17 protein-coding genes are annotated in these 17,512 nt (G+C 45.9%); 5 read left to right on the forward strand and 12 right to left on the reverse strand.

Annotation, left to right across the window (positions count from 1 at the left end):
• Positions 1 to 60 precede the first annotated feature (60 nt).
• The 4 genes from QZ918_RS15120 to QZ918_RS15135 form a co-directional block, all read right to left on the reverse strand.
• The gene (locus QZ918_RS15120; protein WP_293336362.1) at positions 61 to 924 is read right to left on the reverse strand and encodes a CPBP family intramembrane glutamic endopeptidase; all 864 of its coding nucleotides are present in this window, start codon (positions 922 to 924) and stop codon (positions 61 to 63) included.
• A 340-nt stretch (positions 925 to 1,264) separates the two neighbouring features.
• Positions 1,265 to 2,308: a UDP-3-O-(3-hydroxymyristoyl)glucosamine N-acyltransferase gene (gene lpxD, locus QZ918_RS15125; protein ID WP_293143485.1), complete on the reverse strand. Its 1,044-nt coding sequence runs from the start codon at positions 2,306 to 2,308 to the stop codon at positions 1,265 to 1,267.
• Between the two features lie 432 nt (positions 2,309 to 2,740).
• A complete protein-coding gene (locus QZ918_RS15130) occupies positions 2,741 to 3,058 on the reverse strand; it encodes a YkvA family protein (RefSeq protein WP_293336364.1) in 318 nt (105 codons plus the stop codon).
• 70 nt (positions 3,059 to 3,128) lie between these two features.
• A complete protein-coding gene (locus QZ918_RS15135) occupies positions 3,129 to 3,275 on the reverse strand; it encodes a hypothetical protein (RefSeq protein WP_293336366.1) in 147 nt (48 codons plus the stop codon).
• A 472-nt stretch (positions 3,276 to 3,747) separates the two neighbouring features.
• On the opposite strand from QZ918_RS15135, the gene QZ918_RS15140 reads away from it, so the two are divergent.
• Positions 3,748 to 3,954 carry a hypothetical protein gene (locus QZ918_RS15140; RefSeq protein ID WP_293336368.1) on the forward strand — a complete coding sequence of 69 codons (207 nt, stop codon included), beginning with the start codon at positions 3,748 to 3,750 and terminating at the stop codon, positions 3,952 to 3,954.
• Positions 3,955 to 4,316: 362 nt separating this feature from the next.
• On the opposite strand, the gene QZ918_RS15145 is transcribed toward QZ918_RS15140, so the two are convergent.
• Together QZ918_RS15145 and glnA are read right to left on the reverse strand one after the other, a co-directional pair.
• Positions 4,317 to 5,432 carry an SPFH domain-containing protein gene (locus QZ918_RS15145; RefSeq protein ID WP_293336370.1) on the reverse strand — a complete coding sequence of 372 codons (1,116 nt, stop codon included), beginning with the start codon at positions 5,430 to 5,432 and terminating at the stop codon, positions 4,317 to 4,319.
• 597 nt (positions 5,433 to 6,029) lie between these two features.
• Positions 6,030 to 7,451 (reverse strand): type I glutamate--ammonia ligase, encoded by a 1,422-nt coding sequence (glnA, locus tag QZ918_RS15150; RefSeq protein WP_293143493.1) that lies wholly within the window; start codon positions 7,449 to 7,451, stop codon positions 6,030 to 6,032.
• A 378-nt stretch (positions 7,452 to 7,829) separates the two neighbouring features.
• Between glnA and apcB the strand changes: the two genes are divergently transcribed.
• The gene (apcB, locus tag QZ918_RS15155; protein ID WP_293143500.1) at positions 7,830 to 8,339 is read left to right on the forward strand and encodes an allophycocyanin subunit beta; all 510 of its coding nucleotides are present in this window, start codon (positions 7,830 to 7,832) and stop codon (positions 8,337 to 8,339) included.
• 419 nt (positions 8,340 to 8,758) lie between these two features.
• Here the strand turns inward: apcB and QZ918_RS15160 are convergent, their stop codons facing one another.
• Complete coding sequence (locus tag QZ918_RS15160) at positions 8,759 to 9,022, reverse strand: hypothetical protein (RefSeq protein ID WP_293143503.1); 264 nt, start codon at positions 9,020 to 9,022, stop codon at positions 8,759 to 8,761.
• A 236-nt stretch (positions 9,023 to 9,258) separates the two neighbouring features.
• Between QZ918_RS15160 and QZ918_RS15165 the strand changes: the two genes are divergently transcribed.
• Positions 9,259 to 10,185, forward strand: coding sequence for a TlyA family RNA methyltransferase (locus QZ918_RS15165; RefSeq protein WP_293336372.1), 927 nt, complete (start codon positions 9,259 to 9,261; stop codon positions 10,183 to 10,185).
• A gap of 142 nt (positions 10,186 to 10,327) precedes the next feature.
• Positions 10,328 to 11,017, forward strand: a complete 690-nt coding sequence (locus QZ918_RS15170; RefSeq protein WP_293336374.1) for a hypothetical protein — start codon at positions 10,328 to 10,330, stop codon at positions 11,015 to 11,017.
• A gap of 209 nt (positions 11,018 to 11,226) precedes the next feature.
• Here the strand turns inward: QZ918_RS15170 and QZ918_RS15175 are convergent, their stop codons facing one another.
• From QZ918_RS15175 to QZ918_RS15195, 5 genes are all read right to left on the reverse strand, one after another.
• A complete protein-coding gene (locus QZ918_RS15175; RefSeq protein WP_293336376.1) occupies positions 11,227 to 12,687 on the reverse strand; it encodes a GTP-binding protein in 1,461 nt (486 codons plus the stop codon).
• Between the two features lie 321 nt (positions 12,688 to 13,008).
• Complete coding sequence (locus QZ918_RS15180) at positions 13,009 to 14,439, reverse strand: YcjF family protein (RefSeq protein ID WP_293336378.1); 1,431 nt, start codon at positions 14,437 to 14,439, stop codon at positions 13,009 to 13,011.
• A gap of 341 nt (positions 14,440 to 14,780) precedes the next feature.
• Positions 14,781 to 15,863, reverse strand: coding sequence for an ATP-dependent 6-phosphofructokinase (locus QZ918_RS15185; RefSeq protein ID WP_293336380.1), 1,083 nt, complete (start codon positions 15,861 to 15,863; stop codon positions 14,781 to 14,783).
• Positions 15,864 to 16,177: 314 nt separating this feature from the next.
• Positions 16,178 to 16,465, reverse strand: coding sequence for a DUF8620 family protein (locus QZ918_RS15190; protein WP_524538436.1), 288 nt, complete (start codon positions 16,463 to 16,465; stop codon positions 16,178 to 16,180).
• 8 nt (positions 16,466 to 16,473) lie between these two features.
• On the reverse strand, positions 16,474 to 16,671 hold the full coding sequence (locus tag QZ918_RS15195) for a hypothetical protein (protein WP_293336382.1): 198 nt from the start codon (positions 16,669 to 16,671) through the stop codon (positions 16,474 to 16,476).
• A gap of 31 nt (positions 16,672 to 16,702) precedes the next feature.
• Between QZ918_RS15195 and QZ918_RS15200 the strand changes: the two genes are divergently transcribed.
• Complete coding sequence (locus tag QZ918_RS15200) at positions 16,703 to 17,206, forward strand: hypothetical protein (protein WP_293336384.1); 504 nt, start codon at positions 16,703 to 16,705, stop codon at positions 17,204 to 17,206.
• The last annotated feature ends 306 nt before the right edge of the window (positions 17,207 to 17,512 follow it).

Here is a 17,512-nt window from a genome sequence, read left to right on the forward strand (position 1 = left end):
ACGTACCTTAACTCTCTTGGGGCTAAAGCCCAACAACATACCTCATGCAATAAGTCTGGTTTAAATTAACAAAAGTACGGCTGCTGTTGCTAGCAATAACAGGATTCCGGCCGCACCTGCGAGGGGTTTTTCTGCTATTCCTGTAATCCATTCGGGTACTTTGTTGGTTTGATTAATTAGTCCTTCTGTATCTACGGTAGTTATACCCCAAATCCAACCGGCGTGGAGTCCGATCGCCAATCCTAAGCTACCATTGTCGGCGATGCGGGCTAAGCTTAAAACCAGACCCATCAGCCACAATCCTGGTAGTTGCGGTATAGTTTCTTTTGGCTCCCAAATTAGGTGGGCGATCGCAAAAATCAAACTGGCGATCGCCCCTGCGGTTAAGATTGAGTAATCTTGCTGAAGTAGATTTTGCAAACAGCCGCGAAAGATTAACTCTTCTGTCGCGCTAATCCACAGGGCTAATAACAGAGTAATTAGAGTTGAAGGCTTCAGAATTGCAGCGGGAAAATTAATGATTGTTTCGCCTGTTTCGGTTTGAACTTTGGTGTTTTGTAGTTCCAGCCAACCAGCGCTTAATTGCACGCCGAACAAAATGGTTAAGCTGACTACTGCTAATGTTAATCCCACCAGCGAGGATATGAAAGTTGCGGGTTGCCAATCCCAACCCCAGTCAGCCAAAGATGCGCCTTCGATCCAAGTTGTCGCCCACAAAATTAAGGGTACAATTAAGTAGAGGGAAGCGAGTAAAGGCAGTTTTTTGTTGCCTAAAGGTTGGGGCGGATGCCATTTTAGGGCGATCGCCAATATAATTGCTATAGGTAGCCACAAACAAGCCCAAGTTGAGAAAAAAACAATTACTTTGACAATTGCCGGTATTGACGGCGACATCAGTCGCAGGTTATTCAGGCTGTTCCACATTTAAGCGATTTTCTCACAAATAGAAGAGTGTGCAGCGATTTAGGGGTAATAGGACTTACGCTGTTAAACCAGGTTTCTGCCGAATATGCTTGGTTTGGCGATGGGATATTTACTACTAAAATTATGTTCGCTAAAACCACACAATAAAATTGGTTCGCACTCAAGACTCTAGTCGTAATTATGGATGCGGACTAAAGTCCTCACTACAAACTGCGGACTAAAGTCCTCACTACAAACTGCGGACTAAAGTCCTCACTACAAACTGTTTTTAGGCTGAGGAATTGACTGCAAATGATATAATATCAAATCCTGTATTCGTTACCGGAGTTCCTTAGTGGCTTCAAAGGCGATCGATCCGGCGCTGAATTTGTCTCAGGGACTGGTACATTTCGGGTAAGCGGTTGTACACAGCAGCGGCTTTGAGAAAGAGTTTGTGGGGAATTGCTGGAACCCCAGTCACGATCGCACCTGCGGGCACGTCGCTGTGAATTCCGGCTTTGGCTGTGGCGATCGCGCCATCTCCAATTTTAGCTTGATTGGCTATTCCTACTTGACCCGCCAAAATTACATTATTGCCAATTATTACTCCGCCCGCTAAGCCGACGTGGGCGGCAAAAGCGCAATTTTTCCCGATTTGACAGCCGTGACCTACGTGTACTAAATTGTCGATTTTCGTATTCTGGCCGATGCGGGTTTCTCCGACGGCGGGCCTGTCGATCGTGCTGTTGCAGCCCACCTCAACGCCCTCTTCCAATACCGTGCAGCCAGATTGCTCCATTTTGACCCATCCTGAGGCTGTCGGCACAAACCCAAAACCTTCGCTCCCGATCGCCGCACCGCTGTGAATGACGCAATTTGCCCCGATGCGAGCACGTTCGTGAATCACACAGTTAGCGTGTAAAACTGTATTTTCGCCAATTACTGCATCTGGATAAATTACGACATTTGGATGAATGCAAACGTTATTGCCGATTTTGACTTTTGCTTGAATAACTGTGTGGGGGCCGATACTGACATTTTCACCGATTTCGGCTTCGGGGTGAATTGTAGCGGAGGGATGTATTTCGGATGCTGGGCGAAATGGTTGGTAAAAAATGCCGATGGTTTGAGCAAATAGCAATCGGGGATCGGCTGCGGCAATCCAAGCAATGTTGCGATCGCTGCATTGAGCTTGCAAGCCTTCATCTAAGGGTAAAATTAAGGCTGAAGCGTTTGTAGTGGCTGCATGAGCGGCAAATTTAGCTCCTTCTATGTAACTGATCGTACCCTCGGTGGCTTCATCGACTGGGGCGGTGCCTGTAATTTCTCGATCGGCAGCGCTGGAGGCTTTTAGGCTGTGGCTGTTGGCTAAATTCAGTTTTTCTACTAAGTCGCTAAACTGCATAAATGAAAATTTGCTGTTAACACCGATTCCTCAAGCTCAAAATCATATCATGTTCGATTGTTTGCAGTCAGAAATTTAGTCTTCGGTTTTGATTGTCTAAAATTATAAGGACTGAAGTCCTCGCTACGAACCTGGAAAGGACTGAAGTCCTGGGAGCATCTCAGTTTTGCATTTATAGTGCGAGCGTCTCGCTCGCGTGCTTTATAAAGCACGCGAGCGGGGACGCTCGCACTGAAAGAAAAAATGCTTTTTGCAAAAATCAGATGCTTCCGAAGTCCGAACGATCGAACCTGGAAAGGACTGAAGTCCGAACGATCGAACCTGTTCGATCGCCCACCCATGAGTTTACCAGCGTCCATGCAAAAGGGAGCCGATGTCCTCTGCTCCCACTCGCTTTTAAAAAGCTGAAAAGTATTGAGTTATTTTTGACAACTATTGTACCGAAGAGGCTTCTACATCTACGGTGCGGGGTGTCGTCCCTTCTGAATAGGTGTCCGTTGGTTCTGAAGCTGATGCTGTCTGTGTTTGGCGGGATTTAAAATAGTCAGTCGCCATTTGGGACAGTTCCGAAATCAGCAATACCGCGATCGCCACATCGTCAATTTGTCCGACTACCGGGAGGAAATCCGGCGCAATGTCGATCGGGCTTACCAAATATGCCAGCGTTCCCAGAATAATCCACCAGCGGTACTTGGGGTTGCGGAGCGTGTTGCGGTACCAGTTGTAAACAGATTCTATAGAAAAGCTCATGGGGTTGTCCTCTCGTTATATTTTCAATCTTGACAAATTCTCGCTCGAAATGCTTGTGGAGATATCCCCCCTAGGGTTGGGAAGACAATTCTACTCTGAGATATTTGGAATTGGGTACGGGCGATGTGCGTTTGACAGTTGACAGTTGACCTGGGACAGTTGACCTGGGACAGCTACCCATAGCCGTCGATAGAAGAGGATTGGAGCAATGAATCATTTTATTTGATTTCCGCCTAAACGGGGAGGCTTGAAATCTAATATTTTCGGTGATTTAAACTCCGATTCAAAACGTTTTTCCTACCAACTTTTGAAAGCGCTTGTTTTTGTTTTGTGCAAAGACTTTAAGTCCGGGTCGGTTTGAGCTAATCTCAGCTATTTGGCTTTGTTCAGTTCGATCGCCCGGGCGATGCAATCTACGGCTAAAATATAGACAACTACAGATTTTGCCTAAATTTTGTACTTTTACGCGATCGTGATTTGCACGCAATTTATCAGCTCAATTTATTTCTCTCCCTCAATCTTCAATTAGTCTGATTGCCTGCTAATATTTTCAACAATCAAAATGTTCGTGCAAGAACCTTTTTTTTGTATAAAACAACACCCGTTATTTTTATTTGGGCGATGTATTGCGGTTCTAAAAAAAGTTAGATATCCCGATGCCCTATGCCCTATTCCCATGAGTACCTGATATGGGAGATCGAAAGGGGAGCATCCCGATTGTGCAAACATATCTGCAAGGGCGAAGCATTCGCGTTTGTATTTTATCGATTATAAAAGAGATTTTTAGCGCGAATGCTTCGCCCCTACAAAAATGGGATGCTCTCGATCGAAAGTCTGTAGTTTATTGGTTGCTTGCTGATATTTCGATCGCCGCAATTCAAAATATCTTGGGTTAGGGGCAGTCCTATTTCAACCCCAAAAAATGTACAATAAGGAACAGTTTTTGGGTATAAACTGACACCTGTTTTTTTTGATAGTTAGGATGCAGCCGATCGCCCGAATTACTGACATTTTGACAGTCGAAACTCACTCAAAATACACATTCATCCTATAAGCTATTTGCTGCAATGCTCGTGGTAACTGGCTTTCAGCCTGACACCAATCTCGGCATGAGTTTAAAAATCCGATTTTCACAGCTACTATTGCCACAGATTATCCTACAGTTAGCCTAAGTACAAATAGATAAAATCAGTATCACAAAATACCCGTAGTCCGAGTTTGGACAGAGCGTTAAGTTCGATCGAAAAAATGGTAGTTTTTACCCATCTTGAAACACCCATTTTTGGTCGCCGATCGCAATTTCGCAACCATTTGCCAACCAAAAAGGTTCGTTAGCAGCCAGTTTCTGTCCTCCGACAAAAGTACCGTTGGAACTACCGCTATCGACAAGTTGATATCGCTGTTTGCCAACTTCGTCAGTGGCGCGGCGGATTTGGGCGTGGTAGCGGGAACTTTGCGGATCTTGCAATACCAAAGTGTTAGTCGGTTCTCGTCCAATTGTAAAAGGATTGGCAGTTAAACCGATCGCCTGTCCAGAAAACTTGTAGATTAAATAGGCAGTATTTTTGCGATCGCTGCTGGCGAGTACAGTCGGTGCAAGTGAAGGTGCATTTCTCGCGGGCGGTAGACTGTTTTGAGCGAGTTGTTCGCTCAGTTGTTGCAAATCGCGATCGAATCCTGCGACTGTTTCAGAAGCTGGAAGACTCGCAGGAGAATGACCTGAAATTAAGTTTAACTGCTGGACGGGAGCTTGAGGAACGATCGGGCGGCCAGCTTCAGCAATTCTCATTTGCAGGGCGGCCGAATTTTCTGCTTCCTGTCGCGCACTCATTCCCTCAACTTGGCGGATCACTCCGTTGGTTTCGGGAAAGCTGACATCGCCAATTCGCACGTCTTCTAAATTAAAACCTAGGGGATAAAAGTCTTGGACGCGATCGAGCAAATTTTGGCGCAGCAACAACCGGCCTTGGGTGATAAGCTGTTGTAAGGAAAATTGCCCGATCGCCAATCCCATACAATCCTTCACTGCACTTGCCAAAGCTGCGATCGGATCGGACAATTCCAAAGCTACTCGTTTCGGATCTATAACTTGATAAATAACCGTCAAAGTCGCATCAATTAAAAATCTATCCTTAGACAAAAAATCTCCGTGGGACTGCACGTCCAAGTTGCGAAGTTTGGTATCTACGAGGACAATTTGACACTGTTCCAGCAGGGGAAGGGCGAAGCTGAAATGGCGCCCGGATTTCAGGGTACGCACGGCGCGGCCGTTTTTGACCAACAAACCTGTGCAACCCGCCCCTATGAAGTCCATGCTAAACCCGGCCCAGCGTTCTGGAGTCACAGTTTGAATCAGGGGAGAGGCGTTGTTCATGGGATGCGTTGAGGGAGGGATGATTCTACTTTTAGGGTAACAAATTGCTGGCCGTCGATCGACCTCGCGGTGCGCCTGTTCGGCAACTTCTATACTTTACGCCTCCCAAAGTCCCGATTCAGTACGTACTCGATCTAGTTTGCATCTAATACAATTCCGGTTGCAGCGTCTGGTGATGTTGACTGTTGACTGTTAATTGTTGATTGTTGAACACATCTATAGCGGTTCTCATAAAGATTCGCGGACGTTGTTGGGCTTGGGCCCTCTTGGCTTCATTGGTTATGTAAGCTGTCAGTTATACCTAATCTTTTTGACAAAGGCTATAATTTTTATGTTAACAAAAGGGTGCATCTGGCGCAAGGCAAGGGCGAAGCATTTCGGCACATAATTTATCAGTGGAAATTACAGATTTACTGCCGAAATGCTTCGCCCCTACGAGTATATTTTCATTCATACCAGATGCACGCTAACAAAAAGGCAAAGTCTGGGCGCCGATCCAGAAGTTCTAAACTATAAAAAAACGCCGCTTTGTAGGGCGGCGTTCTTTTTAACTAAGCATTAAAAATGGCATAATTTCCATTTTTGATTCTTAAGTTTTTAACAATCGTAGTACAAAGCAAACTCGTAAGGGTGAGGGCGCAACCGCATCGGGTTGACTTCGTTGTCGAGTTTGTAAGAAATCCAGGTTTGGATGAAGTCTTCGGTAAAGACGCCTGTTTCTGTTAAGAAAGCGTGGTCTTTTTCTAAAGCTTCTAACGCGCCTTCCAAGGAACCGGGAGTAGAAGGAACTTTGGCTAATTCTTCGGGAGACAAATCGTAGATATCTACGTCCAAAGGTTCGCCCGGATCGATTTGATTTTTGATGCCGTCTAAGCCTGCACACAGCATGGCTGCAAAGGCTAAATAGGGATTGGATGTCGCGTCGGGGCAGCGGAATTCTAAGCGCTTGGCTTTCGGGTTATTTCCAGAAAGGGGAATTCGCACTGATGCCGATCGATTTCCTTGAGAATAAGCTAAGTTTACAGGCGCTTCAAAACCGGGAACCAACCGCTTGTAAGAGTTAGTCGTCGGGTTGGTGATTGCCAAAAGTGCCGGGGCGTGCTTGAGAATGCCGCCGATATAATGCAGTCCCATTTGACTGAAACCAGCATATTGATCGCCAGCAAATAGCGGTTGGCCGTCTTTCCAAATCGACTGGTGAACGTGCATCCCGGAACCGTTGTCGTTAAACAGCGGTTTGGGCATAAAGGTGATGGTTTTGCCGTATTTTTTGCCGACGTTTTTGATGACGTATTTGTATGTCAGCAGATAGTCAGCGGCTTGGACTAAGGTGGCAAAGCGGAAACCGAGTTCGCACTGTCCGCCGGTGGCGACTTCGTGGTGGTGCTTTTCGATTGGTACGCCGCATTTGGCCATTGTCAGCAACATTTCCGTTCTCATGTCTTGAGAGGTATCGGTTGGTGCTACTGGGAAATAACCTTCTTTGTAACGCGGTTTGTAGCCGAGGTTGCCACCTGCTTCTTCTTTGCCGGAATTCCAGCGACCTTCGACGGAATCTACGTAATAATACCCAGAATTTTGCGTTTGGTCGAAGCGAACATCGTCAAAAATGAAGAATTCTGCTTCTGGGCCGAAGAATGCTGTATCGCCGAGACCGGTGGTCAGCAGGTAGTCTATGGCTTTTTGGGCAATGGTGCGGGGACAGCGGCTGTAGGGTTGGCCGGTGCGGGGTTCTTTGATGCTGCAAATAAAGCTGATGGTGGGTTCTGCCATGAACGGATCCATCCACGCAGTGGTAGGATCGATGACCATTGTCATGTCTGATTCGTTGATGGCTTTCCAGCCCCGAATGCTGGAACCGTCGAAGGGTACGCCGTCGGTGAAGGCGGTTTCGTCGATTTGGTCGTGGTACAGGGAAAGGTGTTGCCAGATCCCCGGCATATCGATGAATTTCAGGTCAACGATCTGGATCTTATTTTCTTTTATGTAGTTTAGGGCTTCTTGGGGTGTCTGGAACATGACTTACTCCTGATATTGGTTTTGTTGCGGGCGATCCTCTTCGTTGGCGTAGCCCCCGTAGGGGCGGGCTTCGCTAACGGCAAATTTCAGACTGTTTGCGCGATCCTATGCCTTGAGTACCCACAGTTTTGTAACAATAGATACAAAATATTAAAGTGGGCCCAGTGGAGCAGGACAATTTGTGATGATTGCCTTGTCTGTGTTTCGGCTGTTGAGATCGGGCAAACGGCTGAATTTGGCGGTCATTTGCCGGGGAGGGACTACCCTGTGTGCAAATCCTATCTCAAATCTTAATCAAAGGCCGATTTGTAGTAGTCTACAATAGGCGGTCTATCTCAGATAGCAAAGTATTGATAAAGATTTTTGGGAGAGAAACTTATGCGCGATGCCGTGACGAGTCTGATTGAAAATTATGATGTTGCTGGTAGGTATTTAGACCGAGATGGTATCGATCGGTTGAAATCTTATTTTGCAACTGGCACAGCACGGGTACAAGCAGCAGCAGCGATTAACAGCAATGCTGCGGCTATTGTCAAGCAAGCTGGTATTCAGCTATTTGCAGAACAGCCCGAACTGATTCGTCCCGGTGGTAATGCCTACACAACTCGTCGCTACGCGGCTTGTCTGCGAGATATGGACTACTACTTGCGCTACGCTACCTACGCCTTGGTGGCTGGAAGTACCGATGTGCTGGACGAGCGCGTGCTCCAAGGTTTGCGGGAAACTTACAATTCTCTGAGCGTTCCCATCGGCCCGACTGTGATGGGGATTAGCATTATGAAGGAGATGGTTAAGGCTCAGGTTGAATCTGCCGGCTTGTCTGTCGGGCCTTTTCTAGAACAGCCTTTTGATTATATGATTCGCGAATTGAGCGAACAAGATATTTAAGTCAAGCAAGCTGGTTTTTTTAGCAGCAAATTGCTTTTGTGGCTTGCACGTAGCAGGCTCTCGATCGCTTTTTTGGGATCGCAGCAGAAAAGCGATCTTTTTTATGACTTATAGCGGTTATCAGAAAGATGAGGTATGTTGTTGGGATGCGAGCCCTATACGTCTAAGCGGTTATACCAGCTCTCAGACGTACCTCATCTTTTTGAGAAAGGCTATATATCATTTTCGATCGAGAGTCGGTAAAGAATTGGGAATGACTTGCTGTATAAGGGTTTGGAGTTGGCTTACCTGTCAACTGTTGAAAGTTGAAAGTTGCATTCTGTTGGGAAATGGGTATTAGTAGAGTTCGCTCTCCAACTGTCAACTGTCAACTGTCAACTGTCAACTGTTGAAAGTTGTATTCTTGTTGGAAATTGGTATTAAAAATCGCCGACATATCCCCAGACGAGGCATTTGTCGAGGGGATTTTTCGTGTGGTGGCGGTTGATTTGGTCGGTGCTGATTGCTTCTACTTCGCCGTTGGGGTAAAGAATGTGGATTATGTTGCCACTGACGAAGGCCAGAGGATTTTCTTGACAAATGTCAGAATTTCTGATCGGAAAGTTCGTTTTTTTCATGTCCATCGCCCTGATTGTGTTTGTAGCGCATTCCCCTGTATTTACATAATCTTTGATTTGCGACATTTTTTATGTGATTCTACGAATGTCGATGTGTGATAAAACTACAGGCTCATAGCGATCTAAGTCACATCATGTGGGGTGGGAGCGATCGGCGATCGAGCTTCAAAATACTATAAAAATGCTGATGTGAGGGCATCGCCCTCGGAAAACCCAAATAATTATAAAAAATCCGCAGTCGGGTTTTTGCGTAAGTGCTAATCTGATACTGTCCTTAACCCTATCCGTACAGATTAAACACCTTGGCTAAACAACGAATAGACACTTTATTGGTAGACCTGGATTTATGTACCTCCCGACAACAAGCTCAAGCGTTGATTCGGACTGGCCAAGTCTCGATCGACCAACAGGTAATTGACAAACCGGGCACTGAGGTTGACATTGCAGCCAATATTTTGATTAAACAGCGATCGCGCTACGTTTCCAGAGGCGGCGACAAATTAGCCAAAGCTTTAGAAATATTTGCAATTCCCGTCACGGACAGAATTTGTCTGGATGGGGGTATTTCCACAGGCGGTTTTACCGACTGTTTGCTGCAAGCCGGCGCGGCCCTGGTATACGGGATCGATGTTGGCTACGGTCAAGCTGATTGGCGCTTACGCAACGATCCGAGGGTAATTTTGAAAGAACGCACCAATTTGCGCTACATGACTGCTACGGAGCTTTACGGCGACTCACCCCCCCCAGCCCCCCCTTGTCAAGGGGGGGAGCAAGAATTGCCCCTGGGTGATGCTTTGCCAAAAGGAGTTTATGCAGATTTGGCGGTAGTAGATGTGTCGTTTATTTCGCTGGATAAGGTTTTACCGGCGCTGTGGGAATTGTTGGCACCACCGCGAGAAGCGGTATTGTTGGTAAAGCCGCAATTTGAGGTGGGGCGCGATCGCGTCGGGAAAAAAGGCGTAGTCAGAGACTCGGCAACTCAAGCCGATGCGATTTTTCAAGTGTGGAAGGCAGCTACAGCTTTAGGATGGCAGGAAAGAGGCTTAACGTGGTCGCCTTTACTTGGCCCGGCCGGTAATATCGAGTATCTTTTATGGTTGGGGATCGATCGCGAACAGGAACCAGACCAAAGTGCGATCCTCTTCGAGGGCTGCGCTAACGAAGAGGGTGTTGTGAAGGAACGGATCGCACGAGTCGCAAAAGCGGCCGCCCAGGAACTTGTCAAGTGATTTTAGATTTTAGATTTTAGATTGACTGCAAAATGTCAAACTAATCAATTTTAAGAATCAAATGTGGAGAGCCAGATTTATCTAAAATTTTAAATTGTTTTGTCAATCAGACTCCTAAACTTTCACAAGAGTGAATAATTCCATGCAGCCATTAAAACAAGTCGGTTCAATTTTCTTGTACGTCCTAGGTGGCATAGGTTATCTGGCGATTGCAGCTATTATTGTAGGCGTGTCAATTCTCATCAAGTTCGCAGCTCTGCTGCTGGCAGATAAATTATTATATACAATTCTGATTATCGGTGATTTGTTGAGGGGCATCGAAATTATTGAACTGTTAAATATCTTGGTATTTGCTTTTATCGGCATGGGATTTGGTATCGCGACAAAACTCCTACCTCCTAAATACAGTCGCCAAATTAGTGCGGCTTTGTTGATACCTATAGTTCCCATAGTTTTCATGAGTACGCCAGCCATCAGATATAATTCTTGGCTGGACAAAGTAGCGGAATCGGATAACTTATCGCCGACGGAAACTGCAACATTAACTAACTCATTTTTGAAGCGAAAGGTAGGAGTGGAGCGTTTTCTCGGTTATTATGTATATACCGGTCAGTTTCCGGTGATTCCCACAAAACAATCTGAGATGAAAGACCTCGACAGCTTTGAAAAAAAGGTTAATTCGAGATTTGTGCAGTTAACTGGTGTTGCTCCGACGATTGTTTCTTGGTCAATGCGGGTTTGTTTTTGGCTGATTAGAATATTTTACTTTTGTATTGCGGTAATTGCGACGATTGTTCATTTTAGGGAAGGTGTGAGAATCGCCGGACGATAAGAATATAATCCGCATTAGGTTTGTAGTGAGGACTTCAGTCCTTAAAAGTTTGTAGTGAGGACTTCAGTCCGCATTAGGTTTGTAGTGAGGACTTCAGTCCGCATCTCTCATGACTAGGACTCACATTCCGAACGATCGAACCAAGTTGATGATAGCTCAATCGGATGTAGTATTATTGACAATAGCTGCTAGATATCGATCGCCTTTTTTTAATTACCAATTTTGAATTCTTGCTGCAAGCGATCGATAATTGTATTGCGCTCGATGGTAGCTAGAATCTCTTGAATGACAGTATCCTGTCCCAGAGGGCCCCAGGTGCAGCCTCTTTCTAAATAAACTTGGGCGGCGCGACCGACAGCGTAGGTTCCGTAGGCTGCTAAACTAGCTTGAGTGACAGCGACTCCGGCGAAAGTCGAAAAGCCGATTTGTGGGGCGACAGCGGCCGCACTTTTCCCAAATCCCAAGAGGAAACTGCTACCTAATTCTCCCAAAAGTACGCCGCCAGCGCTGGAGAAAATAGTTTGCCAAAGTTTGCCGGCTTCGTAACCAGTCATCGGTAAACAGTAAAGTCTGGATAAAGAACGAATTAAGGCTAAATCTGCGACTGTTGCGCCCATTATGTCTAGGAAAGCAACGGGATTTAAGCCTACCGCCAAAGCTTTATATTTGGCGAATTGCCAGATTAAATCATCGGCTTCTGTTTGCCGCAATTTGAGCACTTGATGGGCAAGATTTGTTTCGGCATCTCTAGCTTCTACTAAAGCATTAAGTGCGAGGAGCGATCGCCCTTCTCTGTTAAGAATTGTCAAAATTGTGTGCTTGAGTTCGTCTATTTGGGGAGGCGGGGACTCCCATTCGTGAGTGACACTTCCATCTGACCATTCTACCCGCACTTGCACCGGTGCGGGTTCGGCGGCTACCATGACTATTTCTAAGGATTTGGCAATTTTAGCGGGTGGTTTTGCTGTAGATTTAGGAGCAGGGATGTTATTTTGGCGATCGTCCAAATCATCCCACTCTTCCTTATCTGTTACTGCGTCGGCTGCTAGCTGTTCGGAATTTCCCAGGGCTTGCAAGCTTTCGTAAATAGCTTTTCGGTCTAATTCTGGATACAGGTCAATTTTATTAAAAACTAAAATTAGCGGCTTTTGAGCAGTTTGTAATTCGCACAAAGCTTGATATTCAGTGCGAGTAATATCGCCAGCTACAACAAACAGAATTAAGTCAGCTTGGCGAGTTACTTGTTTCGCCATCTCGCCCCGTACTTCCCCGCCAACTTCATCAAGTCCGGGAGTATCAATTAATTCTACTTGAATTTTTTCTGTGCCGTCGGCGGTGGGAATAGAAGGAATTGTCCAACGTACCGAACGCGGCCACTGAGTCACGCCGTTGAGGGGGCCTGTTTGCAGGATTTTTTGACCTAACAGCGCGTTTAATACGGCTGATTTGCCGCGACTGACAAGCCCAAATGTAGCAATGCGAATGACATTATGGTCGAGTTTTTCGGAAGTGGAAGTTAAAATATCTAACTGAGTTTGCAGCGCGGCTTCTAATTCTGTGTTGTTCGAGTTTTTTTTGCCTTGGCGCAGGTAGGAGTAGCGCGCGAGGGCTTGGCGCAAACTGGCGCGGGCTAGGGATAGGCGATTTTCTTGAAGGGAATTGTCAGCCATTGGCGATCGGCTTTTTTAAGCTATGTAATTGAGCGTGGAAATATAACATCCTATTTCTTATTTTAATACAATTTTTGATAAATTTTATGACTTACCCAACTGTCCCACGAAATCAAGGTACGTAGTTGCGCTTGAGCGCTCTTTCATATATATAATAAAAGCGCAAATATCGCACAAACAAGGTATGTAGTTGCGCTTGGGCGCTCTTTCATATATTTCATATACATAATAAGAGCGCAAATATCGCACAAACAAGGTATGTAGTTGCGCTTTAGCGCTCTTTCATATATAGAATAAGAGCGCTCAAGCGCAACTACGTACCTACTGTGCCCCAGATGGCTGAGGCAAGAGACGACTTGCAACTTGGTTGACGAAAGATTGCAAGAAGGAAACTTGTTGATTTTGCTGAAATACTGCTTGCAAAGTCTTAGTCAACTGATTGAGACTGAAAATGCCTTTGGCAGCATTTTCCAGTTCTTGACTTTGGAAATATTCAATCAAACTCAGTCCAGCTATTCTGGTAAAATAGGCTGCACTAATTCCCTGCACCGCGCCTCCGGCTGCATAGGTAACGGCATTGCTTTTGAGCAGTCCAGCAATAGTTTGGGTAGACACTTCTACCAATCCCAGTTTGAACATTTGGGTTGCCAAAGTTGCCGCTACTGTCTTAGCTTGATCTAAGGAAAACTGTTGCTTGTAGATAGCGCCGAGGTCGATTACCAGTTGGGTGCTGATGGCGGTTGTGGCTAACAAGTCTAAGGCTGCAACCGGGTTAGCAAAAACGGCGGCGGCGGCGATATACTGATATTGTTCGATGATGGGCATTGCCCGATCGCGCCTGACGCCATTTAATAAAGTTTTTGCTTCTAATTTAACCGTTGCAGCCTCGCGCACTGCACTCGCCCAGACCAACTGTTGCCGTTCTTCAGTTACGATTTGAGTCAATCTTGCTGTCAGCGGTTCGAGTTGAGAGACTTGAGTTTCAATCCGTTCTTGAACAGTGCCGTCCGCTTGGTGCTGCCGCACTTTAATCGAATTGGGAGAAGCTGCGATCGCAATTATATCTTCTGTCCCCAATATTCCTTGCATTCTTTGGTGCAACTGCTGCAAAATTTGTGACTGCTGCGCTGGCAAATATTGGTCTAGTTTGTTCAAAACTAGCAGCACGCGCTGACCTGCGGACGCTAGTTGAGATAATGTTTGAAACTCGGAATCCGTGATATCGCCCGCCGTGACAAACAGCACTAAATCACCGCCGATTTTGGCATCGGAATTTGTGGTATTGGCAAACAGCGGTACTGTTTCTGAGAAAATCTGCTGTTGTGGCTGTTGGGATGTCCAATCAGAATTTAAAACTTGAATTAAGGCGGTTTTACCGACTGATTTGCCACCAGTTACGGTAATCCGCAAATCTTGTCTGTCTAATTCGGCTTTGAGTCGATCGAGCTTTGCTGTTAGATGAGCCGGATTTAGCGAGTTTTGAGCTTCTGAGGCGAGCAATTTAATTGCTGCTTCGGCAGTCGCGATCGCTTTTTCGGCAGCTTCCCGCTTCGCCAGGGGCTGCGGGAGTTCGAGTTCCAGTTTGGGGGATTGTTGTTTCCACCACCAATACCCCGCACCGGCAGCCGTCAAGCCGATGAGTGCCGTTTCTCCCATTTCTGAACCCGAATACTGTAGAGTTTCCAACAGCCACAGCGCTGCTGAAAGTCCTATTCCGCCTATCAAAATTGGTCGCCGCAAGTTAAGTGTCATTTTTCCCTTCCTGTGGGTATTATCGCCAAGCTTAACCTTACCGGGCTTGGTCTCCCTCCCTATATTCCATCGTACCTCTGCGACATCCAAACTGCCGATCGGGCGATCGGGCGGATTGCACCCTAAACTTTTTTGACAAGCGCAAAATCAACTTAATAGAGTAACCGCAGATGCTAAGCAGATAAACACAGATAAACGCAGATGATTTCCTAACGGGAAAGTGAAAAATATGGTGCCAGAAACCGGGTTTTTTAACTAAATAGCAGCCATAAACCCTCTATCGCCAAAAAACCCAGTTTCTTGAACTTCGTTAATCTTTGAGAAATCGGACAGATAATTGACTAATCTCCCAGACAAATTCCCAAACCGCGGGCCGTTTTAACCAAAGTACCATCGAAGTCTACAGGTCTGTATTTGGCGATCGCATCTTCCAACGGAACACTCACAACTTCCCGCTGTTGCCAAGATACCATCCGGTCAAATTTCTTTTCGGCAACTAAATCAACTGCTGCGACACCAAAAGCCGAAGCAATTAATCTTTCTAGCGGAGAAGGCGTTCCTCCGCGTTGAATGTGTCCCAAAACTGTGACGCGAGTTTCTGCACCGCTACAATCAGAAATTGTATCAGCTAAATACTGACCAATTCCACCTAATCGACTTTGGCCTAAGCGATTTGTGTGCATTACTAACTCGCCTGCTTCTGTCCGCACAGCCTCCGCTACTATAATTAAACAGTAGTTTTTTCCGCGTTGTTGGCGTTCTTGAACTTTGGCGCAGATTTCGGAAATTTTGTAAGGAATTTCGGGAATCAGAATTATATCAGCACCGCCAGCAATTCCGGCACTAATCGCAATATGTCCGGCATCGCGTCCCATGACTTCAACAATCATCACGCGGCTGTGACTGGCCGCTGTAAAATGTAAGCGATCGAGTGCTTCTGTGGCAATATTGACAGCAGTATCAAAACCGATCGAACGCTCGGTAATTCCGACATCATTATCAATAGTTTTAGGAATAGCAACTAAATTCAAATTGCCTTCTTTAGCAATCTTTCTGAGAATGGCGAGACTGCCATCACCACCAATCCCAATTAAGGCATCCAAACCTAGTTGATGGTAGCCTTCAATAATATCATCAGAGCGATCGCGCAAAGTTCCATCAGGCATCGGGAAAGCAAAAGGATTGCCCTCATTGGTAGTGCCTAGCATCGTACCCCCAACAGTCAGCCAGGAATCTACTTTCTCAATATTCAAGGGTGTAGCTTCAGGAGGGCGACTCATCAACCCTTTGGTGGCTTGACGAATGCCCATCACTTGCCAATTGTATGTTCCCGTCGCGCGGTAAACAACGGCTCTAATCACGGCGTTTAAGCCTGCACAGTCACCCCCGCTGGTGAGAATGCCGATACGTTTTTGTTCTCCCATAATTTAGCCAGACTTTTGTTCCTCAGAACACGGTTGATATTTTTAGATTCCGATTCGTTCAATCCTGATTTTCGACGTAAGTAGTTACAAATAAACCTTACTCTGTAACAGAATGTAAAGCTATAATAACCTTTGTAATTGCTTTCCTTCGGATCGCTCCGCTAACGTTTCACTTTGTTTCACTGGCAATAACATACTTATGTATCTTCAAGCTTCAGCGACCTAATTGAGCAGCTCATCTCTGATGCACCCTACAAGCTCGATCGCCAACTTTCGTAGCGTCCCAAATCACCGTCTCAAATACAACATAAATTTTACTTGGGATTGAGGCGTTTAGAAACTTGGTTAACGATACCGCTGAGAATTGCACCGCCCATGAGAATACCGAGGGCAGGATTAAATACGGGCTGCCAAAGACTGTACCATAAATCGAAACCGAGATTTACGCCAGTCGATCGCCCTGCAACGGCGATCGCAAACCACGCAAAAATCGCCAAGACGAAAAACACATCAGCGACTAAAATCAAGTTGAGGAAGTTAAGAATTTTATCTTTCATGGTCGAGGATTCCTTTTTGAGTGTATGTGTGTCAACTTTTGACAAGCGATTGTTCAACAGTTGACAGTTGACAGTTGACAGTTGACAGTTTGAGAGCGACCTCTACTTAGAAGAAAGAGGATTGAAGTAATCAATAGTCCGATTTTAATTTCTCCCACTCCGGCGGGCGGGCTTTCAACCAATTCTTTCTGGTAAGGGGGCCGATGGATAGCTGCAACAGGCGATCGAATCAAGATAAAATAAAATATCATTCAATTGTTTTCGCATACTTGTGGTCAAAATATGGTTCGTTATACACTTCCTCAAAGCCCCGAAATTATTTTAACCGTCAAAGGGAAAGATTCAGCGAAAGCCCGCGAAGAAGCAATGGATAAGCTGATGCTGCTGATGGATGAAGGTAAGCTACCTACAGAGCTCGCAGAAGGATTTGGGCCAAAGCAGTTTGTTGAAGTTATCGAAGATGCTGCTGTGTCTGACGGCGAGGACGCAATTACTGAAGCAGTGCAGATTTTGAGCAATTTGGCAAGTCTCAAATTGAAGGTGATGGAATCGCGGGAAGAAGCCCTAAAAATCCGGGAGGCGATCGATATTTTGTTTACAGATGAGCCTGTGACTGCGGAGGAAATTGGTCGTCTGAAAGACGGTTTTAAGGTTCTCAAAAACTTCGCTCAAGCTAATGTCCGCTATCGAGAAGCTAGGGGCAAAGCTGAGGAAGCTCGGGCAATTCTGGACGAAGCTTTGCAATCTGTAGAATCGGAAAAAAAGGCACAGAAATCAGCGAAATAGTAGCTAACTGTAGGCAGGGTAAGCGCACGTTAAATAGTAGCTCAGGATACAGATTAATAAGCCAGATACTGAGGTTAAAGGTGCAATGCTAAAGGTTTGTTAGATTTCCTCGCTTCGAGGCTGACACAAGGTAACACTGGAGGGTATTCCCACCTCTTGGTTACCGTTATGTCTCAAGGATTTGCGCCCGCTGCCCGCTGTTGAGCTGCCCACACCTCGTGCGGTTCCCTTAGAAATATCAGCCTTAAGCCAAGGATTAGTAGACTGTTTTAAATCCGTCGAAGATCGAGCGAGTCGAACGGGGAC

This window comes from Microcoleus sp. CAWBG58 (genome assembly GCF_020883045.1).
Lineage (GTDB): Bacteria > Cyanobacteriota > Cyanobacteriia > Cyanobacteriales > Microcoleaceae > Microcoleus.